The sequence below is a fragment of the Streptomyces sp. NPDC101165 genome (assembly GCF_044768135.1).
GTDB lineage: Bacteria > Actinomycetota > Actinomycetes > Streptomycetales > Streptomycetaceae > Streptomyces.
This window is the reverse complement of the sequence record NZ_JBIWPG010000005.1, coordinates 453,797-473,149: the sequence shown is the minus strand read 5'-3', so window position 1 is coordinate 473,149 and position 19,353 is coordinate 453,797. Positions and strand designations below refer to the sequence as shown.

At 73.0% G+C, this 19,353-nt stretch carries 12 protein-coding genes; 3 read left to right on the top strand and 9 right to left on the bottom strand.

Features of this window, described 5'->3' with window-relative positions; all coding sequences use genetic code 11:
* Positions 1-61 precede the first annotated feature (61 nt).
* From ACIRVH_RS13665 to ACIRVH_RS13645, 5 genes are read right to left on the bottom strand one after another with little or no spacing between them, the layout of a single operon-like run.
* On the bottom strand, positions 62-667 hold the full coding sequence (locus ACIRVH_RS13665; RefSeq protein ID WP_403951942.1) for a GTP-binding protein: 606 nt from the start codon (positions 665-667) through the stop codon (positions 62-64).
* The gene (locus tag ACIRVH_RS13660) at positions 648-4,286 is read right to left on the bottom strand and encodes a hydantoinase B/oxoprolinase family protein (protein WP_403951939.1); all 3,639 of its coding nucleotides are present in this window, start codon (positions 4,284-4,286) and stop codon (positions 648-650) included. The genes ACIRVH_RS13665 and ACIRVH_RS13660 overlap by 20 nt, the downstream gene beginning before the upstream one ends.
* Positions 4,287-4,310: 24 nt before the next feature.
* Positions 4,311-4,706: a DUF742 domain-containing protein gene (locus tag ACIRVH_RS13655; RefSeq protein WP_403951936.1), complete on the bottom strand. Its 396-nt coding sequence runs from the start codon at positions 4,704-4,706 to the stop codon at positions 4,311-4,313.
* A 9-nt stretch (positions 4,707-4,715) separates the two neighbouring features.
* The gene (locus ACIRVH_RS13650; RefSeq protein ID WP_403951933.1) at positions 4,716-5,150 is read right to left on the bottom strand and encodes a roadblock/LC7 domain-containing protein; all 435 of its coding nucleotides are present in this window, start codon (positions 5,148-5,150) and stop codon (positions 4,716-4,718) included.
* The gene (locus tag ACIRVH_RS13645; protein ID WP_403951929.1) at positions 5,147-7,951 is read right to left on the bottom strand and encodes a nitrate- and nitrite sensing domain-containing protein; all 2,805 of its coding nucleotides are present in this window, start codon (positions 7,949-7,951) and stop codon (positions 5,147-5,149) included. The genes ACIRVH_RS13650 and ACIRVH_RS13645 overlap by 4 nt, the downstream gene beginning before the upstream one ends.
* A 420-nt stretch (positions 7,952-8,371) precedes the next feature.
* Between ACIRVH_RS13645 and ACIRVH_RS13640 the strand changes: the two genes are divergently transcribed.
* Positions 8,372-8,905 carry a hypothetical protein gene (locus ACIRVH_RS13640; protein WP_403952006.1) on the top strand — a complete coding sequence of 178 codons (534 nt, stop codon included), beginning with the start codon at positions 8,372-8,374 and terminating at the stop codon, positions 8,903-8,905.
* Between the two features lie 33 nt (positions 8,906-8,938).
* Here the strand turns inward: ACIRVH_RS13640 and ACIRVH_RS13635 are convergent, their stop codons facing one another.
* From ACIRVH_RS13635 to ACIRVH_RS13620, 4 genes are all read right to left on the bottom strand, one after another.
* Positions 8,939-13,609 carry a hypothetical protein gene (locus ACIRVH_RS13635; protein ID WP_403951926.1) on the bottom strand — a complete coding sequence of 1,557 codons (4,671 nt, stop codon included), beginning with the start codon at positions 13,607-13,609 and terminating at the stop codon, positions 8,939-8,941.
* Positions 13,610-13,650: 41 nt separating this feature from the next.
* Complete coding sequence (locus ACIRVH_RS13630; protein WP_403951923.1) at positions 13,651-14,541, bottom strand: hypothetical protein; 891 nt, start codon at positions 14,539-14,541, stop codon at positions 13,651-13,653.
* Between the two features lie 133 nt (positions 14,542-14,674).
* Positions 14,675-16,204 carry a hypothetical protein gene (locus ACIRVH_RS13625; RefSeq protein ID WP_403951921.1) on the bottom strand — a complete coding sequence of 510 codons (1,530 nt, stop codon included), beginning with the start codon at positions 16,202-16,204 and terminating at the stop codon, positions 14,675-14,677.
* Positions 16,205-16,300: 96 nt separating this feature from the next.
* On the bottom strand, positions 16,301-17,008 hold the full coding sequence (locus ACIRVH_RS13620; protein ID WP_403951918.1) for a GntR family transcriptional regulator: 708 nt from the start codon (positions 17,006-17,008) through the stop codon (positions 16,301-16,303).
* A gap of 163 nt (positions 17,009-17,171) precedes the next feature.
* Here ACIRVH_RS13620 and ACIRVH_RS13615 point away from each other — a divergent pair, with 163 nt between their 5' ends.
* The gene (locus ACIRVH_RS13615) at positions 17,172-18,491 is read left to right on the top strand and encodes an MFS transporter (protein WP_403951915.1); all 1,320 of its coding nucleotides are present in this window, start codon (positions 17,172-17,174) and stop codon (positions 18,489-18,491) included.
* The gene (locus ACIRVH_RS13610; RefSeq protein WP_403951913.1) at positions 18,488-19,327 is read left to right on the top strand and encodes a putative hydro-lyase; all 840 of its coding nucleotides are present in this window, start codon (positions 18,488-18,490) and stop codon (positions 19,325-19,327) included. Before ACIRVH_RS13615 ends, ACIRVH_RS13610 begins: the two co-directional genes overlap by 4 nt.
* Positions 19,328-19,353 lie beyond the last annotated feature (26 nt).

Here is a 19,353-nt window from a genome sequence, read left to right as displayed (position 1 = left end):
GGCCCCGCCCAGGAACCACGGCCCGTACCCCTGTCGGCGGGGGTACGGGCCGTGCCGTGGCTCAGGTGGTGAGGGCCTGGCGGCGTTCGGCCGCGTACTCCATCGCATGCTGGACGACGCCGATGAGGACCTCCTTGACCGACTCCCGGTCGCGGGCGTCGGTCAGCAGGATCGGCACGTCGCCGTCCAGGTCGAGGGCCTGGCGGACGGCGTCGGCGGGGTAACGGGCCGCCCCCTCGAAGCAGTTGACGCCGACGACGAAGGGTATGCCGCGCCGCTCGAAGTAGTCGACGGCGGCGAAGCAGTCCTCCAAGCGGCGTGTGTCGGCGAGGACCACGGCGCCGAGCGCACCCTCGGACAGCTCGTCCCACATGAACCAGAACCGTTCCTGCCCGGGCGTTCCGAACAGGTACAGCACGAGGTCCTCGCGCAGGGTGATGCGGCCGAAGTCCATGGCCACGGTGGTGGTGTGCTTGCCCTCCACACCGCTGGTGTCGTCGACCGGGCGCCCTGCCTCGGTCAGCGACTCCTCGGTGCGCAGCGGCCTGATCTCGCTGACCGCGCCGACGAGGGTCGTCTTGCCCACGCCGAAGCCGCCCGCCACCAGGATCTTGAGCGTGACGGGCTCGACCGGGGGCATGCCGCGTTCAGTACGCCCGAGGATCATCGATCTCTTCTCCTGCTTGATGGTGGTCGGGCGACGGTCGGCCGTAGCCGCCGCCACCGGGGGTTTCGATGACGAGTACGTCGCCGGGACCGACGTCGGCCGATCCGCTTCCGCCGAGTTCGGTGACCGTGCCGTCGGCCCGCTCCACCCGGTTGGCGCCGAGCGCGCCGGGCTCGCCGCCCGCCATGCCGTACGGCGGCACCCGGCGGTGCTGGGAGAGCGTGGAGACGGTCATGGATTCGAGGAAGCGGATGCGGCGCACGGCACCGTCGCCGCCGCGCCGGCGTCCGGCGCCGCCGCTCCCCCGCCGGACGGCGAACTCCTCGAGCCTGACGGGCAGCCGCCACTCCAGCACTTCGGGGTCGGTGAGCCGCGAGTTGGTCATGTGTGTCTGTACGACATCCGCGCCGGGGAAGCCGTCGCCGGCGCCGGATCCGGAGGCGACCGTCTCGTAGTACTGATGGCGTTCGTTGCCGAAGGTCACGTTGTTCATGGTCCCGGAACCCTCGGCCTGGACACCCAGCGCGGCGTACAGGGCGCCGGTGATGGCCTGGGAGGTCTCGACGTTGCCCGCGACGACGGCGGCGGGCGGCTCGGGCGCGAGCATCGAGCCGGGCGGTACGACGATGTCCAGGGGGCGCAGACAGCCGTCGTTGAGCGGGATGTCGTCGGCCACCAGGGTGCGGAAGACGTACAGGACGGCCGCGTTGACCACCGAGAAGGGTGCGTTGAAGTTGGTGGCGAGCTGTGCGGAGGTGCCGGTGAAGTCGATGGTCGCGCGGCGCCCGGCACGGTCGACGCGCACGCGGACGCGGATGACGGCACCGGAGTCCGTCTCGTAGGCGTACTCCCCGTCGTCCAGGGCGTCGATGACCCGGCGGACCGCCTCCTCCGCGTTGTCCTGGACGTGCCGCATGTAGGCCTGTACGACGTCGAGGCCGAACTCCTCGATCATGCGGCGGACTTCGTCGACTCCCTTGCGGTTCGCGGCGATCTGGGCGCGCAGGTCGGCGAGGTTGGTGCGGACGTTGCGGGTGGGGTGGGGCGCCTCGGTGAGCAGGCGGTGGGTCTCCTCCTCGCGGAAGCGGCCGTTCTCGGCGAGCAGCCAGTTGTCGAAGAGGACGCCCTCCTCCTCGATGGTCCTGCTGTGGGCGGGCATGGAGCCGGGGGCGATACCGCCGATCTCGGCGTGGTGGCCGCGGGAGGCGACGTAGAAGAGGATCTTCGGATCACTCTCCGTGTCCGTCGCGGAGTCGGTGTCGAAGACCGGGGTGATCACGGTGACGTCGGGCAGGTGGGTGCCGCCGTGGTACGGGTCGTTGACGGCGTAGGTGTCGCCGGGCCGCATCGACGTGCCGCGGCGGCGGATGACCTCTTTGACACTGGTGCCCATGGAGCCCAGGTGGACGGGGATGTGGGGCGCGTTGGCCACCAGGTTCCCGTCCGGGTCGAACAGGGCGCAGGAGAAGTCCAGACGTTCCTTGATGTTGACGGACTGGGCCGTGGACTCCAGCCGGGCGCCCATCTGTTCGGCGATCGACATGAAGAGGTTGTTGAAGACCTCAAGCAGAACCGGGTCGGCTTTTGTGTCGAGGTCGGAACTCTGCGTAATCGCCGCACGTTCCATGAGCAGATGCCCGTCGTCGGTCGCAGCGGCCCGCCAGCCGTCGTCGACGACGGTCGTGGCGCCGGCCTCGGTGATGACCGCGGGTCCGGTGACGGTCTCGCCGGGCGGAAGGGCCTCCCGGCGGTGGAGGGGTACGTCGCGCCAGGCGCCGCCGGTGTGGAGGCGGACGGTCTCGGGGGCGGCGGGGTGGCCTTCGTACGGGGCGAGGGCGGAGAGATCGGGGGGTGCTGTGATGCCGGTGGCTTCGACGGAGAGGGCTTCGACGACGATCGGGCGGTCGAGGGTGAAGGAATACGTGGCGCGATGACGTTCTTCGAAGGCGTGCCTCATGGTGTCGGGCTCGGTGAGCGCGACGGTGAGGGTGGTGTCCGTGCCGTCGTAGCGCAGTTGGGCGCGGCGGGTGACTTCGACGCGGTCCTCCGGGACGTCCTCGGCGAGGAGTTCGGCGCGCGCGGCGGCCTCCAGGTCGTCGGCCGTCTTGCGGATGCCGGGCATCGAGGCGGCCTCCAGGGGTGCCTCGGCGGACTGTTCGCGCATGGCCGTGGTGTCGGCGAGGCCGATGCCGAGGGCGGAGAGGAGACCGGCCATGGGGGGCACGAGGACGGTGCGGATACCCAGCGAGTCCGCGACGCTGCACGCGTGCTGGCCGCCCGCGCCACCGAAGGTGGTGAGGGCGTAGCGGGTGACGTCATGGCCCTTCTGAACGGAGATCCGCTTCACGGCGTTGGCGATGTTGGCGACGGCGATCTGCAGGTAGCCCTCGGCCACCTGCTCGGGGGTGCGGTCGTCGCCGGTCCGCTCGCGGATCTCTCGCGCGAGGGCGGTGAAGCGTTCGCGGACCAGGTCCGCGTCCAGCGGCTGGTCGCCGTCCGGGCCGAACACCGTCGGGAAGTGGGCGGGCTGGATGCGGCCGAGGATCACGTTGGCGTCGGTGACCGTGAGCGGGCCGCCGGCACGGTAGCAGGCGGGGCCGGGGTCGGCGCCGGCCGAGTCGGGTCCGACGCGGTAGCGGGAGCCGTCGAAGTGGAGCACGGAGCCGCCGCCCGCGGCGACGGTATGGATGTCCAGCATGGGGGCGCGCAGCCGGACGCCGGCGATCCGGGTGGTGAAGACGCGCTCGTACTCGCCGGCGAAGTGCGAGACGTCGGTGGAGGTCCCGCCCATGTCGAAGCCGATGACGCGGTCGAAGCCGGCACGCTGCGACATCCGGGCCATGCCGACGATGCCGCCGGCCGGCCCGGAGAGGATGGCGTCCTTGCCGCGGAACTGCCCCGCTTCGGTGAGCCCGCCGTTGGACTGCATGAACATCAGCCGCACACCGCGGAGTTCGTCGGCGACGTGCCGGACGTAGCGGTGCAGCACGGGCGACAGGTAGGCGTCGACGACGGCGGTGTCCCCGCGCGGGACGAGCTTCATCAAGGGGCTGGTCTCGCTGGACAGCGAGATCTGCGGGAAGCCGGTGCGGGCGGCGAGGTCGCCGATGGCGTGTTCGTGGGCGGGATGGAGGTGGCTGTGGAGGCAGACGACGGCGACCGCGCGGATCCCGTCGTCGTACGCCTGCTGGAGGGGGCCCGCGAGGGCGTCGAGGTCGGGGGCTCGCAGGACGGTGCCGTCGGCGGCGATGCGCTCGTCGGCCTCGATCACGCGTTCGTAGAGCAGCTCGGGCAGTTCGATGCGGCGGGCGAAGATGCTGGGGCGGTTCTGGTAGGCGATGCGCAGGGCGTCGCGGAAGCCGCCGGTGATCACCAGGAGGGTGCGCTCACCCTTGCGTTCCAGCAGGGCGTTGGTGGCGACCGTGGTGCCCATGCGGACGGCGTCGATGGGCTCCGGGGCGTCGTCGAGCAGTTCGCGCACGCCGGCGACGGCCGCGTCCGCGTACCGGGCGGGGTTGTCGGAGAGCAGTTTGTGCGTGAGCAGGCGGCCGTCCGGGCGACGCGCGACGATGTCGGTGAAGGTCCCGCCTCGGTCGACCCAGAACTGCCAGCCTGTCACGTCACTACTCCGCTTCCGCGCCGGTCACAGCGCCCGGAGGCCGTTGATCACGTCGCGCAGAATACTCTCGTCCGGCAGCTCCGCCGGGGGTACCGGACGCGTCACATGGACGAGTTGCGCGTGCACGAGGTCCCCGATGAGGACGCGCACCACCCCGATGGGCAGGTCGAGCTCCGCGGCGAGTTCCGCGAGCGACTGCGGTGCCGTACGGCAGAGCCCGACGATCTCCACGTGCTCCGGGGAGAGCGTCGGGTCCGTCTCCGGATCCCCGGCGTCGGGTTCCGGGACGACCACCGCGATCAGATCGAGGCGGTGCTGGGCCGGACTGGTGGTGCGGCCGCGCGTCATGGCGTACGGACGGACGACCGGGCCGGCCTCGTCGTCGAACCAGTGGCTTCTTCCCTGACCGTCTACGCTCATGTCATTCCACTACCCGCCTGCGGGCAGATCGGTGCGCGGAGCCGCGCCCAGATGCACACCTACCCGCTTGACCAGCAGCGTCATCTCGTAGGCGACCTGCCCGACGTCGGAGTCGGCCTCCGAGAGGACCGCGAGGCAGCTGCCGTCCCCGGCGGCGGTGACGAACAGGAACGCGTCGTCGAGCTCGACCACGGTCTGCCGGACGCTGCCCGCGTCGAAGTGCCGGCCCACGCCCTTGGCGAGGCTGTGGAAGCCGGACGCGACGGCGGCCAGGTGCTCGCTGTCCTCCCTGGTCAGGTCCTTGGACACACCCGTGGGCAGACCGTCGCCGGAGAGCACGACGGCCTTGCGGATGCTGGCGACCCGGTCGACGAGCTCGTCCAGGAGCCAGTTCAGCTCGCCCTTGTTGGTCTCCGTGTGGCCGGTGGCCTTCGGTGCGGTCATCGACCGTCCCCCTTAGTCGTTCCTTGTGCTGTGCCGTTCCGGGCGTCGCCCGCGGCGTTCTCCTCACGGCCACGCTGCCAGCCCCGCTGGAGCGAGGCCATCCGGCTGCGGACCTCGTCGGCGTCGCGGTCGGCGGGCTGGGCCGCGCCTTCCGGGCGCCGTTCGGCTTCCTGCTTCAGCTGCGGGGCCAGGTTGGCCTGCCGTACCCGCCGGGGCAGCGGCCCGGAGGCCGCGTCGCCGGTGGGCGGGACGCCGTCGTCCTGGCCGGCACCGGAAGCGGCCGCCGCGGGCCGGGTCCGTCTGGGCAGCGCCGGGGCCTCGGAGGTCTGGTCCCCGCCGCCGGCCGCGGTGGCCGTGCGCTCGTCGACGCGGTCGGCGAGTCCGGTGCGCCGGGCCGCCTCACCGCGGCGGCGGGCGGGCAGGGGAGCCAGTCCCCCGGTGTCGGGGCGGCGCGGGCCGGCCACGGGCTGCTCCTCCGGTTCGCCCCGGCGGGACCGCTGTTCGGTCACGGGCCTGCCGTGCGAGCTGACCAGTTTCGGCGTCTGCCGCCGGGGCAGCGGTACGGGTCCGCCGGAGCGGTCGCCGGCCGGGGTGTCGTCGGCGCGCGGGGAGGCGGGCTGATGGGGCTCGATCAGCCGGGCGGCCCCCTCGTCCTCGGCGCGGCCACGGGGGCGGCGGGGGCGGAACAGGCCGCCGCGCTCGCTCTCCTCGTCGGTCAGGGCACCCGGGAAGTCGTCGATGGCGTCCAGGTCCACGGGAGCCTCCAGCTCGACCGGGCCGTCCAGCAGGGAGGCCGGCAGGCCGGGCAGCTGCACCGGGGCCTGCGAGCGGGCGGGGGTGAGGCTCGCCGCCGGCTCGGCGTCCTTCGAGGGGCGGTCGAGGCGGAAGCCGATGCCGTTGGTGTCCGGGACGTCGTCGGTCAGCAGCGCGTCGGGGATGAACACGACAGCGGTGGTGCCACCGTAGGGGGACGGCTGCAGGGAGACGCGGACGTTCTGGCGCTGGGCGAGACGGCTGACCACGAACAGGCCGAGCCGGTCCGTGTCCGAGAGTTCGAACTCGGGGGTCTCGGCGAGCCGGAGGTTGGCGTCGAGCAGTGCCTCGGCCGTCATGCCGAGTCCCCGGTCGTGGATCTCCAGGGTGAAGCCGTTGGCCACCCGCTCGCCGAGGACCTGGACGGCCGTGTGCGGCGGCGAGAAGACCGTGGCGTTCTCCAGGAGTTCGGCCACGAGGTGGGTGACGTCGGCGACGGCCGGACCGGTGACCGCGACCCGTGCCAGGCGCCGCACCTCGATGCGCTCGTAGTCCTCTACCTCGGCGACGGCGGCCCGGACGATGTCCATCAGCTGCACCGGGCGGCGCCACTGCCGAGACGGCGCGGCGCCGGAGAGGATCACCAGGCCCTCGGCGTGCCGGCGCATACGGGTGGTGAGATGGTCCAGGCGGAACAGGTCGGCGAGTTCGTCGGTGTCCTCGGTCCTGCGCTCCATGGTGTCGAGCAGGGTGAGCTGCTTGTGCAGGAGGACCTGGCTGCGGCGGGCGAGGTTGACGAAGACCTCGGAGACACCGGCCCGCAGTTCGGCCTGTTTGACGGCGGCCTCGACGGCTGCGCGCTGGAGGGTGTTGAGGGCCTGGCCGACCTCGCCCATCTCGTTCTTGTCGTACTCCAGCCGGGGCACCTCGGTCTCGACGTCGACCTGTTCCCCGGCGGAGAGTCTGCGCATCACGCTGGGCAGCCGCACACCGGACGCCTCGTGCGCCTCCAGGCGCAGCTGCCGCAGGTCACGGATGAGGCTGCGGCCGACGCGCACGGACAGGACGAGGGAGAGCAGGACGGCGACGAGGCCGAGGACGCCTGCGACGGCCGCCTGCACGATCACGCCCATGGCCACGGGCTCCGTGCGGTCCTGGAAGCGGTCGCCGACCTGGTCGTCCAGGGTGCCGAGTTCGTCGAGCACGCTCGCCGCGGTCGAGTCCCAGCTCTGGGCCGTGACACCGCGCGGGGCTCCGGAATCGGTGCCGATGGCGCTCTGTTCTGCCACGCGCAGCGGGGCGGTGGTGGCGTTCTTCCAGAAGCGTTCGTACCGTTCGCGCTCCGAGGCGGGCAGCAGCGGCAGGCTGATGTCGTACAGGAGGGCGCGCTGGGCGACGAGGTCGGAGATGTCGCGGGTCTCGTCGTGGGAGAGCGTGCCGACGACCAGTGCCGAGCCGAGCAGGGCGTCCTCGCGGGACAGCAGTTCGCGGGCGCGGTTCACATTGACCAGGGCCCGGGCCTGCTTGTCCATGTCGACGTCGTCGAGGCCGCCGAGGGCGTCCAGCAGGGTGTAGCAGGGGTCGACGAGCCGGTTGTAGCGATCGAGGGCCTGGGCGCGGTTGACCGTGCGCTGCTCGACGCTGCGGCGCAGGGAGTCGAGGCTGTCGAAGGCGTCCAGAACCGTGGTGAGGCGCTCGTCGTCGTCCGCGTCCATGGCGTCGCGGACGTCGTGGTCCTTGGCGTTCCTGCGGATCTCGGCGACGGCCCGGTCGGTGGCGGTGCGGGTGCGGTGCAGCGCCGTGAGGGCGTCGGCCGCACGCGGGTCGGCGAGGTAGACGAGGGTCTGCCGGCGTTCCTGCTGCAAGCCGCGGACGGTGTCCTCGGTGGGATAGGCGACGTTCTGGACGATGTCGGACACATGGAAGAGCCGGGCGACCTCACGCCCCGTGAGCACCGTGGCGAAGCCCCAGATGGCAGTCAGGGACACCAGCGGCACGAGAAGCAGCGCCACGATCTTCCGGCGGATCGACTTCCCGCGAAAGCGCATGGCCTCCCCCAGCTCGACCCCCGCCGGTCGGGGGTACACATGTCCGTCAGCAAACGTGCGCGAGCCTACTACCGCCCCACAGGTAACTCGAAGACATGTCCGGAGGGTGAACTTCCGCACCGGCGGCGAGACATGGCGAGTTGTCCGGGCATTGCGGGAGATTGCACCCGGGATCTGGGTGCCCGCGACGGGACGGGCCGAAGCTGCACGGACAGTCAGTTGGCTGGAATTTTTCGCAAGTGGGGAATCTTCGCCGGTGGTTGTTCGTCTTTCTCTACGGGAAATGGGGGCGGAATCGGCCACAGGAGTCGCATCCCGCACCCCGGCGGCGTAAAACAGCGCAAGCCGGGCAGCCACTGGGGAGTCGGTGTCCGCGGACACCGGGTGAGCGGTGTGCCGGCGGTGGGGAGTGACACGGTGATGGGCACGGCGGAGCGGCGCGAGGCGTCCGAGGAGAGCGTGGCGGTGCGCTCGGCGGCGCGGCAGGAGCACGAGGCGCCGGATCGCGACATTCCGTCGCGTGGGCGTGCCGGGGAGTCCACCGACGGGCAGGAGCAGGAGTATCACCCGCCGCTGTGGATCGAGGAGCCGGCCCGCCGGCGCCGGATGCCCGACCCGGTGCGTACGGCGGCGGTGCGGGCGGTGCTGATCATCGCGGTGACGCTGATCCAGGCCATGGTGGCGTTCCTCTGCACGCTGGCCGGGTCCTGGCTGGCGTTCCCGATGGTCATCAGCAGCGTGGCCGGCACGGTGGTGGCCACGTGGGCCGTGGTCGACGTGTGGGTGACCCGCCAGGTGTGGAACCAGCGCAACGGCGTGGTCTCCGAGCCGAGCAGCACGGCCCGGTCACTGCGCCGCGAGCGCCGGGCCCGCCGGCGTCAGGAGCGGGCCGCCCTGCGGGAGCAGGAGCGGATACGCCGGCGGGGCGGCTCCGGGCAGCTGTCGCACTCCTGACCTGCGGGCGGCCGGCCCGCAGCCCCGCGCCCCTCAGGGCGTCGTGGCTGCCGGCTTCTTGAACATCCGCGTCGCCGTGATCTCGCTGTGCACCGTCTCTCCGGCCCGGGGCTGCTGGGGCAGTCCGGGCCGGAGGTGTTCCTCCACGCTGATGTACTTCAGGCCCGCCCTCAGGTCGGCGTCGTTGCGCAGCCGGATGACCAGCGGGAACTCGGCGAGCGCGGTCGTGTCGAACAGGCCGGTGGTGTACAGCAGCTGGACGCCCAGCGCGTCCGAGACGGCCCGCTGGAGCTCCAGCAGGTATGTCGCGTTGGCGCGGCCGATGGGGTTGTCCAGGAACAGCGTGCCGGCGTGCCGGTGCTTGTCGCGGCCCCGGTCGTTCGAGCGCAGGGCGGCCATCGTGCAGTACAGGGCGATGGCGGCCGTCAGCAGCTGACCACCCGAGAACACGTCGCCCATCTGCCCGACGGGCACGCGCTCGGCGCGCAGCACGGCGTCGGGCTTGAGGATCTCGACGGCCACGCCCTTCGGCTGCAGCGCCGCCGCGACTCCGCGCAGCAGCAGGGACATGCCGTCCCGGCGCAGGTCGGAGTTCTTCTTGACGGCTGCGCGTGTGGCCTCGTCGATGACCTCGCCGAGCCGCTCGGTGAGCGTGGCCTGGTCGGGCTCCTCGAAGCGGATGCGCAGGAACTCCTGGCCGGACCACTCGCCGAGCCCCTCCGGGAGACGGGAGAGCCGCTGGGCGGAGCGCAGGGTGGCGAGGGCCGACTCGACCAGACCCCTGAGCCGGTCCACGATCGAGTCCCGGTTGCGCTCCAGCTGTGCCAGCTCGTCGGTGAGGACGCGCAGTCGGGGCGCGAACGCGTCCGCCCACCGCTGGGCGTGCTCGGGCAGCGCGGAGGCGGGCAACTCCCGGATCTGCTGCCGCGCCGGGGTCCGGACCTGTTCGTAGCGCGTGGAGTTGGCGTGCCGGACGAGCACGTCACTCGCCTCGCGCACGGCCGACTCGGCGGCGGACAGGTCGGCGGAGCAGCCGCGCAGCGAGCGGCGGGCCTCGGCGGCCGAGTGCCGGGCCTCCTCCAGGCTGCCGGGGTACGGCTCCGGCTCCTCCTGGTCCTCCTCGGGGGTGTGCTCGCGCAGCAGGTCGCGGAGCATCGCGGCGATCTCGTCGAAGCCGCCGGCCGCGTCCTCGGCGGCCCGGTGGGTGTCGAGCAGCTCGGCGTGGGCCTCCCGGGCCTCGGCCAGTGCCTCGGTGCGCGTGGCGAGTTCGGCCGTGGCGGTGCGCAGGAGGGCCTGGGCGTGCTCGGCGTCCCGCGGGACGAGTTCCTCGGCCAGGTCGGTGTGCACCTCGCCGTCCTCGGGGGCGTGCCGTTCCGCCTCACCGCGCAGTCGGCCGAGTTGTTCGCTCGCGGTCGACATCCGGGTCTCCAGGAGCTGCACCAGCTCCTCGGCACGCGCGGCGGCGGCCTGCCGGGACGGGCCGTCGGAGCCGTCGGGCGACTGGAGCAGTTGTTCGGCGCGGGTGCGGACCTTGTTGCTGAGCCGGTCCAGTTCGGCGAGGGAGGAGCTTTCGTCGCTCTCCGCGCGGGCCTGCTCGGCGCGCAGGTCGGCGCCGACGCCGACCTTCTCGTAGACCTGGGAGGCGGCCCGGTAGGCCTCGCGCAGGGCCGGCAGGGACGCCTTCGGGGCGTCCTCGTCCGCCGCCGGTACGTCGTCGGGGGCGCCGGCGATCTCCGAGCGCTCGGCACGCAGGGCGCGCGCGGTGCGGCGGGCGTCGTCGGCGGCGCGCTGGGCGGCGCGGCGGTCCTCGTCGGCGGCGCGGGCGCGGTCCAGGCAGGTCTGGGCGCGGGCCTCCGACTCGGCGGCCTCGTCGGCGAGTTCGCGGAGCTTGACCTGCCAGCCGGCGCGCTCGCGCAGCCGGTAGGCGAGTCCGGCGAGGGCGTCGGCGGCACGGCGGGCCTTCTGCGCGGCCTCCTGCCGCTCGTCACGGACCTGCGTGGCCTCGGCGGCGGCCTCGTCGGTCTCCGCACGCGTGGTGCGCGCCTCGGCCAGCTCGGCCTCGGTCTCCTCCGCGAACGCGCGTGCCTCCCCGGCGGCCTCGGCGAGTTCGGTGAGGCGTCCGGCCGGGCAGCCGGTGCGCCAGGACGCGAGCCGTGCGGCCAGTTCGCGGTCCTTGCCGAGGCGGGCGGCGAGGGCGCGGATCTCCTCGTCCCGCTCGGTGGCCCGCGCGCGCAGCGCCTGCCGCTCCTCGTCGGCCGCGTGCTCGTCGTGCATGGCCGGGTTCGGCGGCACCAGGAAGACGTCGCCCGGGGTGGCGTCGAGCGCCGGGGTCGGGGCGAGCAGGGCGGCGGCCGTGCCGACGGCCACGGCGGAGCGCGGCAGCAGGGCGGCGTCGCTGAGCGCCTCGCGGGCACGCGCGTGCGTGTCCGGGTCGGTGATGATGACGCCGTCGACCAGTTCGGGGCGGGCGGCGAGCACGCGCGCATGGTCGGCGGGGTCGACGGCCTGCGCGAGGTAGCGCCAGCCGGGCAGCGCGGGGATGCCGTGCTCGCCCAGGAACTCCACGGTGGCCAGCACGTCCGGCCCGGGCGGCAGCAGTCCGCCGTCGCCGAGGGCTCCGAGGATGCGGGCGTCGTCGGCCGCGGCGGTGCGCAGTTCGAAGAGGTGCCGTTCGGCGGTCGTCAAGGCGTCGTCGAGAAGCCCGCGCAACTCGTCCGCGAAGCGGTCGAGTTCCTCGGGGCTGAGCGGGCTCTCGGCGAGGGAACGCGAGCCCTCGGACGAGTCGTCCCCGCGTGCGGGCGAGCCGTCGGCCGCTCCCGACCTGGGGCCGGGCACTCCGGCCCGCGCCGCCCCGGGTGCGCCCGGCAGACTCAGCAGCTCCGCGAGCCGTTCCTCGGCGGCGAGGGCCTCGGCGAGGCGCCGCTCGGCCTCGTGGCTCCGCTCGGCCGCCGTCGCCGCGTCCGCCGCGCGGGCCGCGGTCAGCTCCGCACGGGACTCGGCGGTGGCCGCCTCGCGCGCGTGCTCGGTCGCCTTGCGGGCGGCCTCACGAGCCGTGTCCCAGGCGGCCACGGCGGTCTTCTCGGCGTCGCTGGCGGCGAGGGCGGCACGGGCCGGGTCGGCGTCCGGTGCGCTGTCGTCGAGCCAGCCCGCGCGGACGGCCTCGGCCGTCTCCTGCTCGACCTCGGCGAGACGCTGGCGCAGGTGCCCGGCCTCACTGCGGGCGCGCTGCGCCTCGGTGGCGGCCGAGGTGGAGTCCCGGTAGGCGGAGTCGCTGACCTCCTGGAGCGCGGCGGAGCGCTCCTCCTCCTCGTTGGCGAGGGCCTCGGCGCTCTCGGCGGCCGCGTGCAGGGCCCGTACGAGGTCCACGGCGGCCTTGGCGCGGGCGGCGAGCGCGGGCGCCGCGTCCCGCTCGGCCTCCTGGATCGCGGCGGACACGCGCGCGACGCGGTCGGCGGCGGCGCGGTGCCGCAGCACGGCCTCGGCGGCCTGCCAGGCGGAGTGCAGCGTGCGCGCGTCGGCCAGTTCGCGCTTCTGCGCGGCGGCGGACTTCTCGGCGGCGGCGAGCGCCAGGGAGGCGTGCCGGAAGGCGAGTTCGGCGGCGATCAGGGCGCTGCGCTCCCGGGCGCCCTCGGAGTGCGTGACGGAGTAGGCGGCGGCCGTGACGCGCTGCGCGAGGTCGGCGGCCCGCACCCGTTCCTGCAGGGCCCGCGCGGAAAGGCGCCGGGCCAGCGTGCGGGTTCGGCGCTCGGCGCCGGCGTGGATGTCACGCGCACGTGAGCGTGCCTCGGCGGCCTCGACGATCCGCCCGAGCAGGTCCACGGAACCGGCCGTGAAGTCCCGTTCGGCGATCAGCTCGGCGCGTCGGCCCAGCTTGTTGCCGAAGCCGCTGACGAGGTCGGCGAGGCCGTCGGTGTCGCGGGTGTCGGTGACCGCGCGCAGCAGCAGGTCGGTGAAGTCGGAGTCCTTCTTGACCGCGAAGAGTCCGGCCGCCTCGCCCTCGTCGGCGTTCATCTCCCGCTGGTAGCGGAAGAGTTCGGGGTCGAGGCCGAGGTCGCCGAGGTGCTCGATCCAGCGGTCGTGGATCTCCTCCCAGTGCACCTCCAGATGCGGGTAGGCCTTGCCCGCCTCGGTGAGGGCGTCGCGGAAGCCCTTCATGGTGCGGCGGCGGCCCTGGGCGCCCGAGGCGCCCTCGACGGGCGGCCGTACGGCGGTGGACTCGGCGACGGGCAGGTTGTCCAGGCTCAGGCCGGGGCCGGGCCGGAAGGAGTACCAGGCCTCGGCGAACTTCCGCGGATCGTTGGAGACCTGGCGTCCGCGCCACTCGCTGACCTTGCCGACGACCACGCACTCACCGGTCAGCACGTGCTGCCACTCCAGCGCCACGTGCCCGCAGTCGTCGGCGAGCAGGAACTTGCGCAGCACGCCGGAGCTGGCGCCGCCGAGGGTGTTGCGGTGTCCGGGCAGCATCACCGAGAAGATCAGCTTGAGCAGCACGGACTTGCCGCCGCCGTTCTCCAGGAACAGCACGCCGGCGGGCGCGGGGCGGCGCGGCGGTCCGGCCGGCTCCTCCTCAAAGAACTCCGCCTGCATGGGCGCGGGGTCGGGCACGGGCCCGCCCACACCTCGCAGGTCGAGAACGGTGTCGGCGTAGCGCGCACCGGCCGGCCCGATGGAGTAGAGGCGGACCCGGGACAGCTCGTACATGGCGGACTCTCGTCAGTCTTCTGGCAGATCGGGGAGGTAGGTCAGGGGTGCGAAGGCGCGTGGAACGGCAGCCCGGCGCCGGCCACCAGGTCCAGGTCGTCGGTGTCGTCGGCGGGCAGCAGGCTGGCCGTGCCGTCGGTGACCGGGACGACGCCCAGCTCCAGCAGTTCGGCCATCGCGGCGCTGCCCGCCATGTCGCGCACCTGGAGCTGGTAGCGGGCCGTGGTGCGGTAGGTGCCGCCGTGGTCGTCGCCGGTGCGCTGCAGGAACCCCGAGTCGGTGAGGAAGGCCGCCGCCTTGCCGACGATGCCCGTGGTGGAACCGGCGAGCCGGCGGGCGTCCTTGGTGGCGCCGGTCGCGCTGCGTCTGGCCCAGATCCGCCAGGCGGCCTCCAGCCCGGGCGCGTCGGTCGCCGGGTCGGTGTTGTCGCCCTGCTCCTCGGCGCGCTCCTCGAGACGGCGGCACGCCTGCCGTACGAAGGCGTCGACGCCGTTGACGGTCACCCGGCCGATGTAGGAGTCGTCGGCCAGGTCCTCCGGGCGCGGGAACGCCAGTGCGGCCACGGCGAGATGGGCCAGTCCGTGCAGAAACCGGTCCCCCGAGTCGGCGGCGGTGCGACGCGCGTAGTCGCCCATGCGGACGGCGAACACCGAGTCCTCGGCGGCCGTCACGGCCATCCCCGCGCGCGGGGACACCTCCAGTACGACGAGCCCGAGACCGGCGGCGACGGCGTCCGCGAGCCGCGCGAACGCCGGATCGTCACGGTAGCGGCGCAGCAGCTCCGTGTACTCCTGGTCACGCGCCGGCTGCAGCCTGGGCTGCAGCCCGAAGGCGACGAGCCGCGCCGCGTCGGCGGCGTCGGCGGGGGTGACGGCGGTGGTCGCCGGCGCGGCGGGGCTCTCCGCCTCACTCCACTCGACGTGCTCGCTCACGGACACAACTCCTTGTTCTTGAAACTGAGGGAGGGTGCAACTCCCCGAGGGGCGTGGGGTTGCATCCATGTGTGGCTTCGCCGCGGGGCGCGGCCGGCGACAACGGATCCGTGCTCGCCCACCGGCTGGACCATCACGCCGCTTCCGTTCGATCCGCCGCCATCCCCGCCGCATCCAGCAAGGCGGTCCCGACGATCAGATCGGCCCCACCGAAGTCCGGATCGTCCAGCTCGGTCCCGTCGTCCACGGCGAACAACAGCGTCTCCTCGCCCTGGCGATACGCCGTACCCACGGCGGGGCTGGCCGCGTGGACCGCCAACAGGGCCACCAGGTACGCCAGATCGAACCCACCGGAGTCCCTGGCCTCCGCCAGCAGCCCGGACAACCTCCGCGGCGCATCCGCCGGCAGGTCCAGCAACTCCTTGGCCGCTGCCAGCTGTTCCTCGCTGAACCGGCTGTCGTCCGGCGTCGCGATCAGGTCGGGCTCGGGCATCTCCGCGCCCAGGTGCTCCCGCTCCACCGGCGGCGTCAGCAGTATGTCGACGAGGTCGGCGACCCGCACCGACACCGGCGTACGCAACCCCGTGCCGTTGGCGAAGAACGCGTCCGTGACCCGGATCGCCTGCTCCAGGGGCAACGGCAGCACGGGCGCGACCACATGGCCGTACAGGTCCGTCCCGGAGGTCGCGGCGGGTGTGGCGAAGGCCTGCCGGTCCTGTTCGGCGCGGAACAGGGGGCCGGCCTCCAGCAGGCGCGACTGGAGCAGGGTGTGCCGCCGGATGCAGTCCTTGACGATGTCCACCAGCTCGGCGGCGCGCCGCTTGTGCTCGGAGTCCTCGGTCTCGTCGCGGGCCTTGCGGATGTTGGTGAGGATCGCGTTCTCGTGGCGGTACCGGTCGGCCACGTGGTCCAGGGCCTCGGCGATCATGTCGGGCACGGCGCCCAGCCAGTCGACCGCGCGGACGTTGCGCCGGGTGGCCTCCAGGGCGCGGCGCAGGGTCTCCGAGTACTGCACGGTGCGGTAGCGGGCCTGCTCGGCGGCGAGCTGGGCGTCGGCGAGGCGGCCGCGATTGATCAGCACCTCCAGCTTGACCTCGGCGGCGATCTGCGCGCTGGTGACATCGGTGTCCAGGGCGCCGACCAGGACGTTGACCGCCTCGTCCGTCGTGCGGAGGTAGACCGTGCCGCCGGGGCCGGGGACCTCCTCGATCAGCTTGAAGTCGTAGTCACGGCGGACATAGGTGCCGTCCGGCGCGAACGTGCCGTACACCGCGCGGAAGCCGCGGTCCACGCTGCCGACGTTGATCAGGTTCTCCAGGACCCAGCGGGCCACGCGCTCGTGCTCGGCGACGGGGCGGCGCGGGGCCTGGGCGGCGATGCGCGGGGCGAGCCGGGCCACGATCTGCTCGTGGTCGGCGCCCGTGTCGAAGTCCATGTTCAGCGTGACCAGGTCGATGGCGGCCAGGGCCACCTCGGCCATGCCGTACACCGAGTACTCGCCGGCAAGATTGGCCTTGCGTGCGTCGAGGTCGTGCAGCGGCGCGGTGCAGGCGAGCGCGCGCAGCCGACGGGCCAGCCCCTCGTCGGCGGCCGGGCCCGGCGCCGGGCGCGGCCCCGCGCTGAGCTGGGCCGGAACGCTGTCCGTCGATGCAGGCGAAGTCACGGTGCACAGACTAGGTCCTCGGTCTGACAACGACTAAAACGGCGCAGAAACGACGGCCGTCACAGACACTCAAGAGGCGCCGGCCCGGTCCGCCGCTCAGGAGGCGCCGGTGCCGTCCTCGCCGACCCGCCGCAGGTACACCTCGACGACCCGATCCAGCGAGTCCGCGAGATAGGTCTCCAGCAGCCGCTCCGCACCGCGCCGGTCCCCGTCCTGCAGCGCCTGCAGGATCTGGCGGTTGCGGGCGAGGTAGGGCTCGTGCAGCCGGCGCGGGTCGTCCACGACGTGGAAGGCGAGCCGCAGCTCGGCGAAGACGCTGCGCATCAGCTCGTCGGTGCGCTCGCTGCCGGCAAGGGCGACCAGTTCCCGGTGGAAGTGGATGTTGGCCGTACCCAGTGCTTTCCAGTCATTCTCGTGGGTCGCCAGCTGTCCCTCGGTGACGGCGGCGGCCAGGCCGTCGAGCCGGTGGGGCGGCTCCCCGAGGCCCCGGACGACCGCGCACTCGACCAGGGCCCGGGTGCGGTAGATGTCCTCGACGTCCTCCACGGTCAGGACCCGGACGAAGACCCCGCGGTTGAGTTCGTGGACGAGCAGACGCTCGTGGGTGAGCAGCCGGAACGCCTCGCGCAGGGTGTTGCGGGAGACCCCGAGCGCGCCGCCGATGGCGTCCTCGGACAGGCGGGTGCCCGGCGGGAAATAGCCCTCGGCGATCCGGCTCCGGAGGATGTCGGAGACCCGTTCGGCGGTGCTGGTGCGCCCCAGGAGGGCACGGTCGTCGGCCAGTCCCGTCAGCTGCTCTGCCATGCCCGGAATTCAATCGCAGACCCCGGAACGAGACAACGTGGGTATTGAAGGATCGTTGAACGATCCTCTACGGTGCTCCGCACGCAACAGCTTCAGCACGGCACAGCTTCCGCACGGCACTGCTCACTTCCCGCACCCTCCGTCCTCTCTCTGCGAGGTGCCCATGAGCACGACCCCTCCGCCCCGGTCGGCGACCGCGGGCGTACGACCGGAACCGGGTGAACGCGCCGCCGAGGACGGCGCGTTCGGCTGGCTGCACGCCCTCGGCCCGCGCGGCCGACGCGCCTTCGCCGGAGCTTTCGGCGGATACGCCCTGGATTCATACGACTACTTCACACTGCCGCTGAGCATGGTGGCACTCGCCGCGTACTTCGGCCTGGACAGCGGCCAGACCGCCCTGTTCACCACCGTCACGCTGGTGGTCTCCGCGATCGGCGGTGCCGTGGCGGGCGTGATCGCGGACCGCGTGGGCCGCGTCCGGGCCCTGATGATCACTGTGATCACGTACGCGGTCTTCACCGTGGCCTGCGGCTTCGCGCCCGACTACGAGACCCTGCTCGTCTTCCGGGCCCTGCAGGGGCTCGGCTTCGGCGGCGAGTGGGCGGTCGGGGCGATCCTGGTCGCCGAGTACGCGAGCGCGAAGCACCGGGGTCGTACGCTCGGCGCGATCCAGAGTTCCTGGGCGGTCGGCTGGGCGCTGGCCGCGATCGTCTACACGTTGGTGTTCTCCTTCGCCGGCGACGATCTGGCCTGGCGCATCATGTTCTGGACCGGGGCGCTGCCCGCGCTGCTCGTGGTGTGGCTGCGCCGCCGGGTGCACGACGCGCCCGCGGCGACGGCGGCCCGTGAACAGAACCCGCGGCGCGGCTCGTTCGCGGCGATCTTCCGGCCCGGCAGGGACGGCGAGCCCGGTCTGCTGCGCACGACGGTCTTCGCGAGCCTGCTGTCCACCGGTGTGCAGGGCGGCTACTACACACTGGCGACCTGGGTGCCGACGTACCTGAAGACCGAACGGGGCCTGTCCGTCGTCGGCACCGGCGGCTATCTGACCTTCCTGATCTCGGGTGCCTTCCTCGGCTACCTGACCGGCGGCCACCTCACCGACCGGCTCGGCCGGCGCCGCAACATCTGGCTGTTCGCCCTGCTCTCGGCCGTGTGCATCCTGGCGTACGCGAACATCCCGCAGGGCGCCGACACCCTGCTGCTGGTGCTCGGTTTCCCGCTCGGCTTCTGCATGTCGGCGATCTTCAGCGGCTTCGGCTCCTACCTGAGCGAGCTGTACCCGACGGCGGTGCGCGGCACCGGGCAGGGCTTCACGTACAACACGGGCCGCGCGGTGGGCGCGGTGTTCCCGACCCTGGTGGGCTTCCTGGCCGACAGCTGGGGCGTGGGCGGTGCGCTGGTGTTCGGCGCGATCGGCTACGGCCTCGCGGCACTGGCGCTGCTCGGGCTGCCGGAGACGCGCGGGAAGGAGCTGGCATGACGCGGGTGAACCGTATCGAGGACCGGCCCGTGACCCTCGTCGACGAGCACGCGCACGCGTGGAGCGCGAAAACGGCACGGGCCCGCTTCCGGGAGGGCCTTGCGGGCCCCACGGCGGGCGTCGCGGCCGGCAGCACACAGGCGAACCTGATCGCGGTGCCGGCCGACTGGGCCTACGACATGCTGCTGTTCTGCCAGCGCAACCCGAAGCCGTGTCCGGTGCTGGACGTCACGGACGCGGGGTCGACCACCACCGTCCTCGCGGAGGGCGCGGACCTGCGCACCGACCTGCCGCGCTACCGGGTGTGGCAGGACGGCGAGCTGGTCGAGGAGCCGACGGACGTGCGCGCGTACTGGCGGGACGACCTGGTGTCGTTCCTGCTCGGCTGCAGCTTCACCTTCGAGTGGGCGCTGGCCGGGGCGGGCGTCCCGATCCGGCACGTCGAGCAGGGCCGCAACGTGCCGATGTACGTGACCGGCAGGCAGTGCCGCCCGGCGGGCCGGCTGCGCGGCCCGATGGTCGTGTCCATGCGCCCGGTACCGCCGGAGCACCTGCGCGCCGCGATCCGGGAGAGCGGCCTGCTGCCGGCCGTGCACGGCGGCCCGGTGCACTGCGGCGATCCCGCGACCCTGGGCATCGCGGACCTCGGCCGGCCCGACTTCGGCGACCCGGTGGACGCCGCTCCCGACGACATCCCGGTGTTCTGGGCGTGCGGGGTGACCCCGCAGGCGGCCGTGATGGCTTCGCGACCGCCGTTCGCCATCACCCACGCGCCGGGCCGGATGTTCCTGACCGACGCCCGTGACGAGCAGTACCGCGTGGTGGGCGTCGACTGACACCGGCGCGTCGGCCGACGCCGGCG

Bases quoted from the DNA above. Each gene is read 5' to 3' on its own strand.
- ACIRVH_RS13655 (WP_403951936.1), bottom strand. From the start codon at position 4,706: ATGAGCGTAGACGGTCAGGGAAGAAGCCACTGGTTCGACGACGAGGCC.
- ACIRVH_RS13665 (WP_403951942.1), bottom strand. From the start codon at position 667: ATGATCCTCGGGCGTACTGAACGCGGCATGCCCCCGGTCGAGCCCGTC.
- ACIRVH_RS13650 (WP_403951933.1), bottom strand. From the start codon at position 5,150: ATGACCGCACCGAAGGCCACCGGCCACACGGAGACCAACAAGGGCGAG.
- ACIRVH_RS13615 (WP_403951915.1), top strand. From the start codon at position 17,172: ATGAGCACGACCCCTCCGCCCCGGTCGGCGACCGCGGGCGTACGACCG.
- ACIRVH_RS13620 (WP_403951918.1), bottom strand. From the start codon at position 17,008: ATGGCAGAGCAGCTGACGGGACTGGCCGACGACCGTGCCCTCCTGGGG.
- ACIRVH_RS13645 (WP_403951929.1), bottom strand. From the start codon at position 7,951: ATGCGCTTTCGCGGGAAGTCGATCCGCCGGAAGATCGTGGCGCTGCTT.
- ACIRVH_RS13635 (WP_403951926.1), bottom strand. From the start codon at position 13,609: ATGTACGAGCTGTCCCGGGTCCGCCTCTACTCCATCGGGCCGGCCGGT.
- ACIRVH_RS13610 (WP_403951913.1), top strand. From the start codon at position 18,488: ATGACGCGGGTGAACCGTATCGAGGACCGGCCCGTGACCCTCGTCGAC.
- ACIRVH_RS13640 (WP_403952006.1), top strand. From the start codon at position 8,372: ATGGGCACGGCGGAGCGGCGCGAGGCGTCCGAGGAGAGCGTGGCGGTG.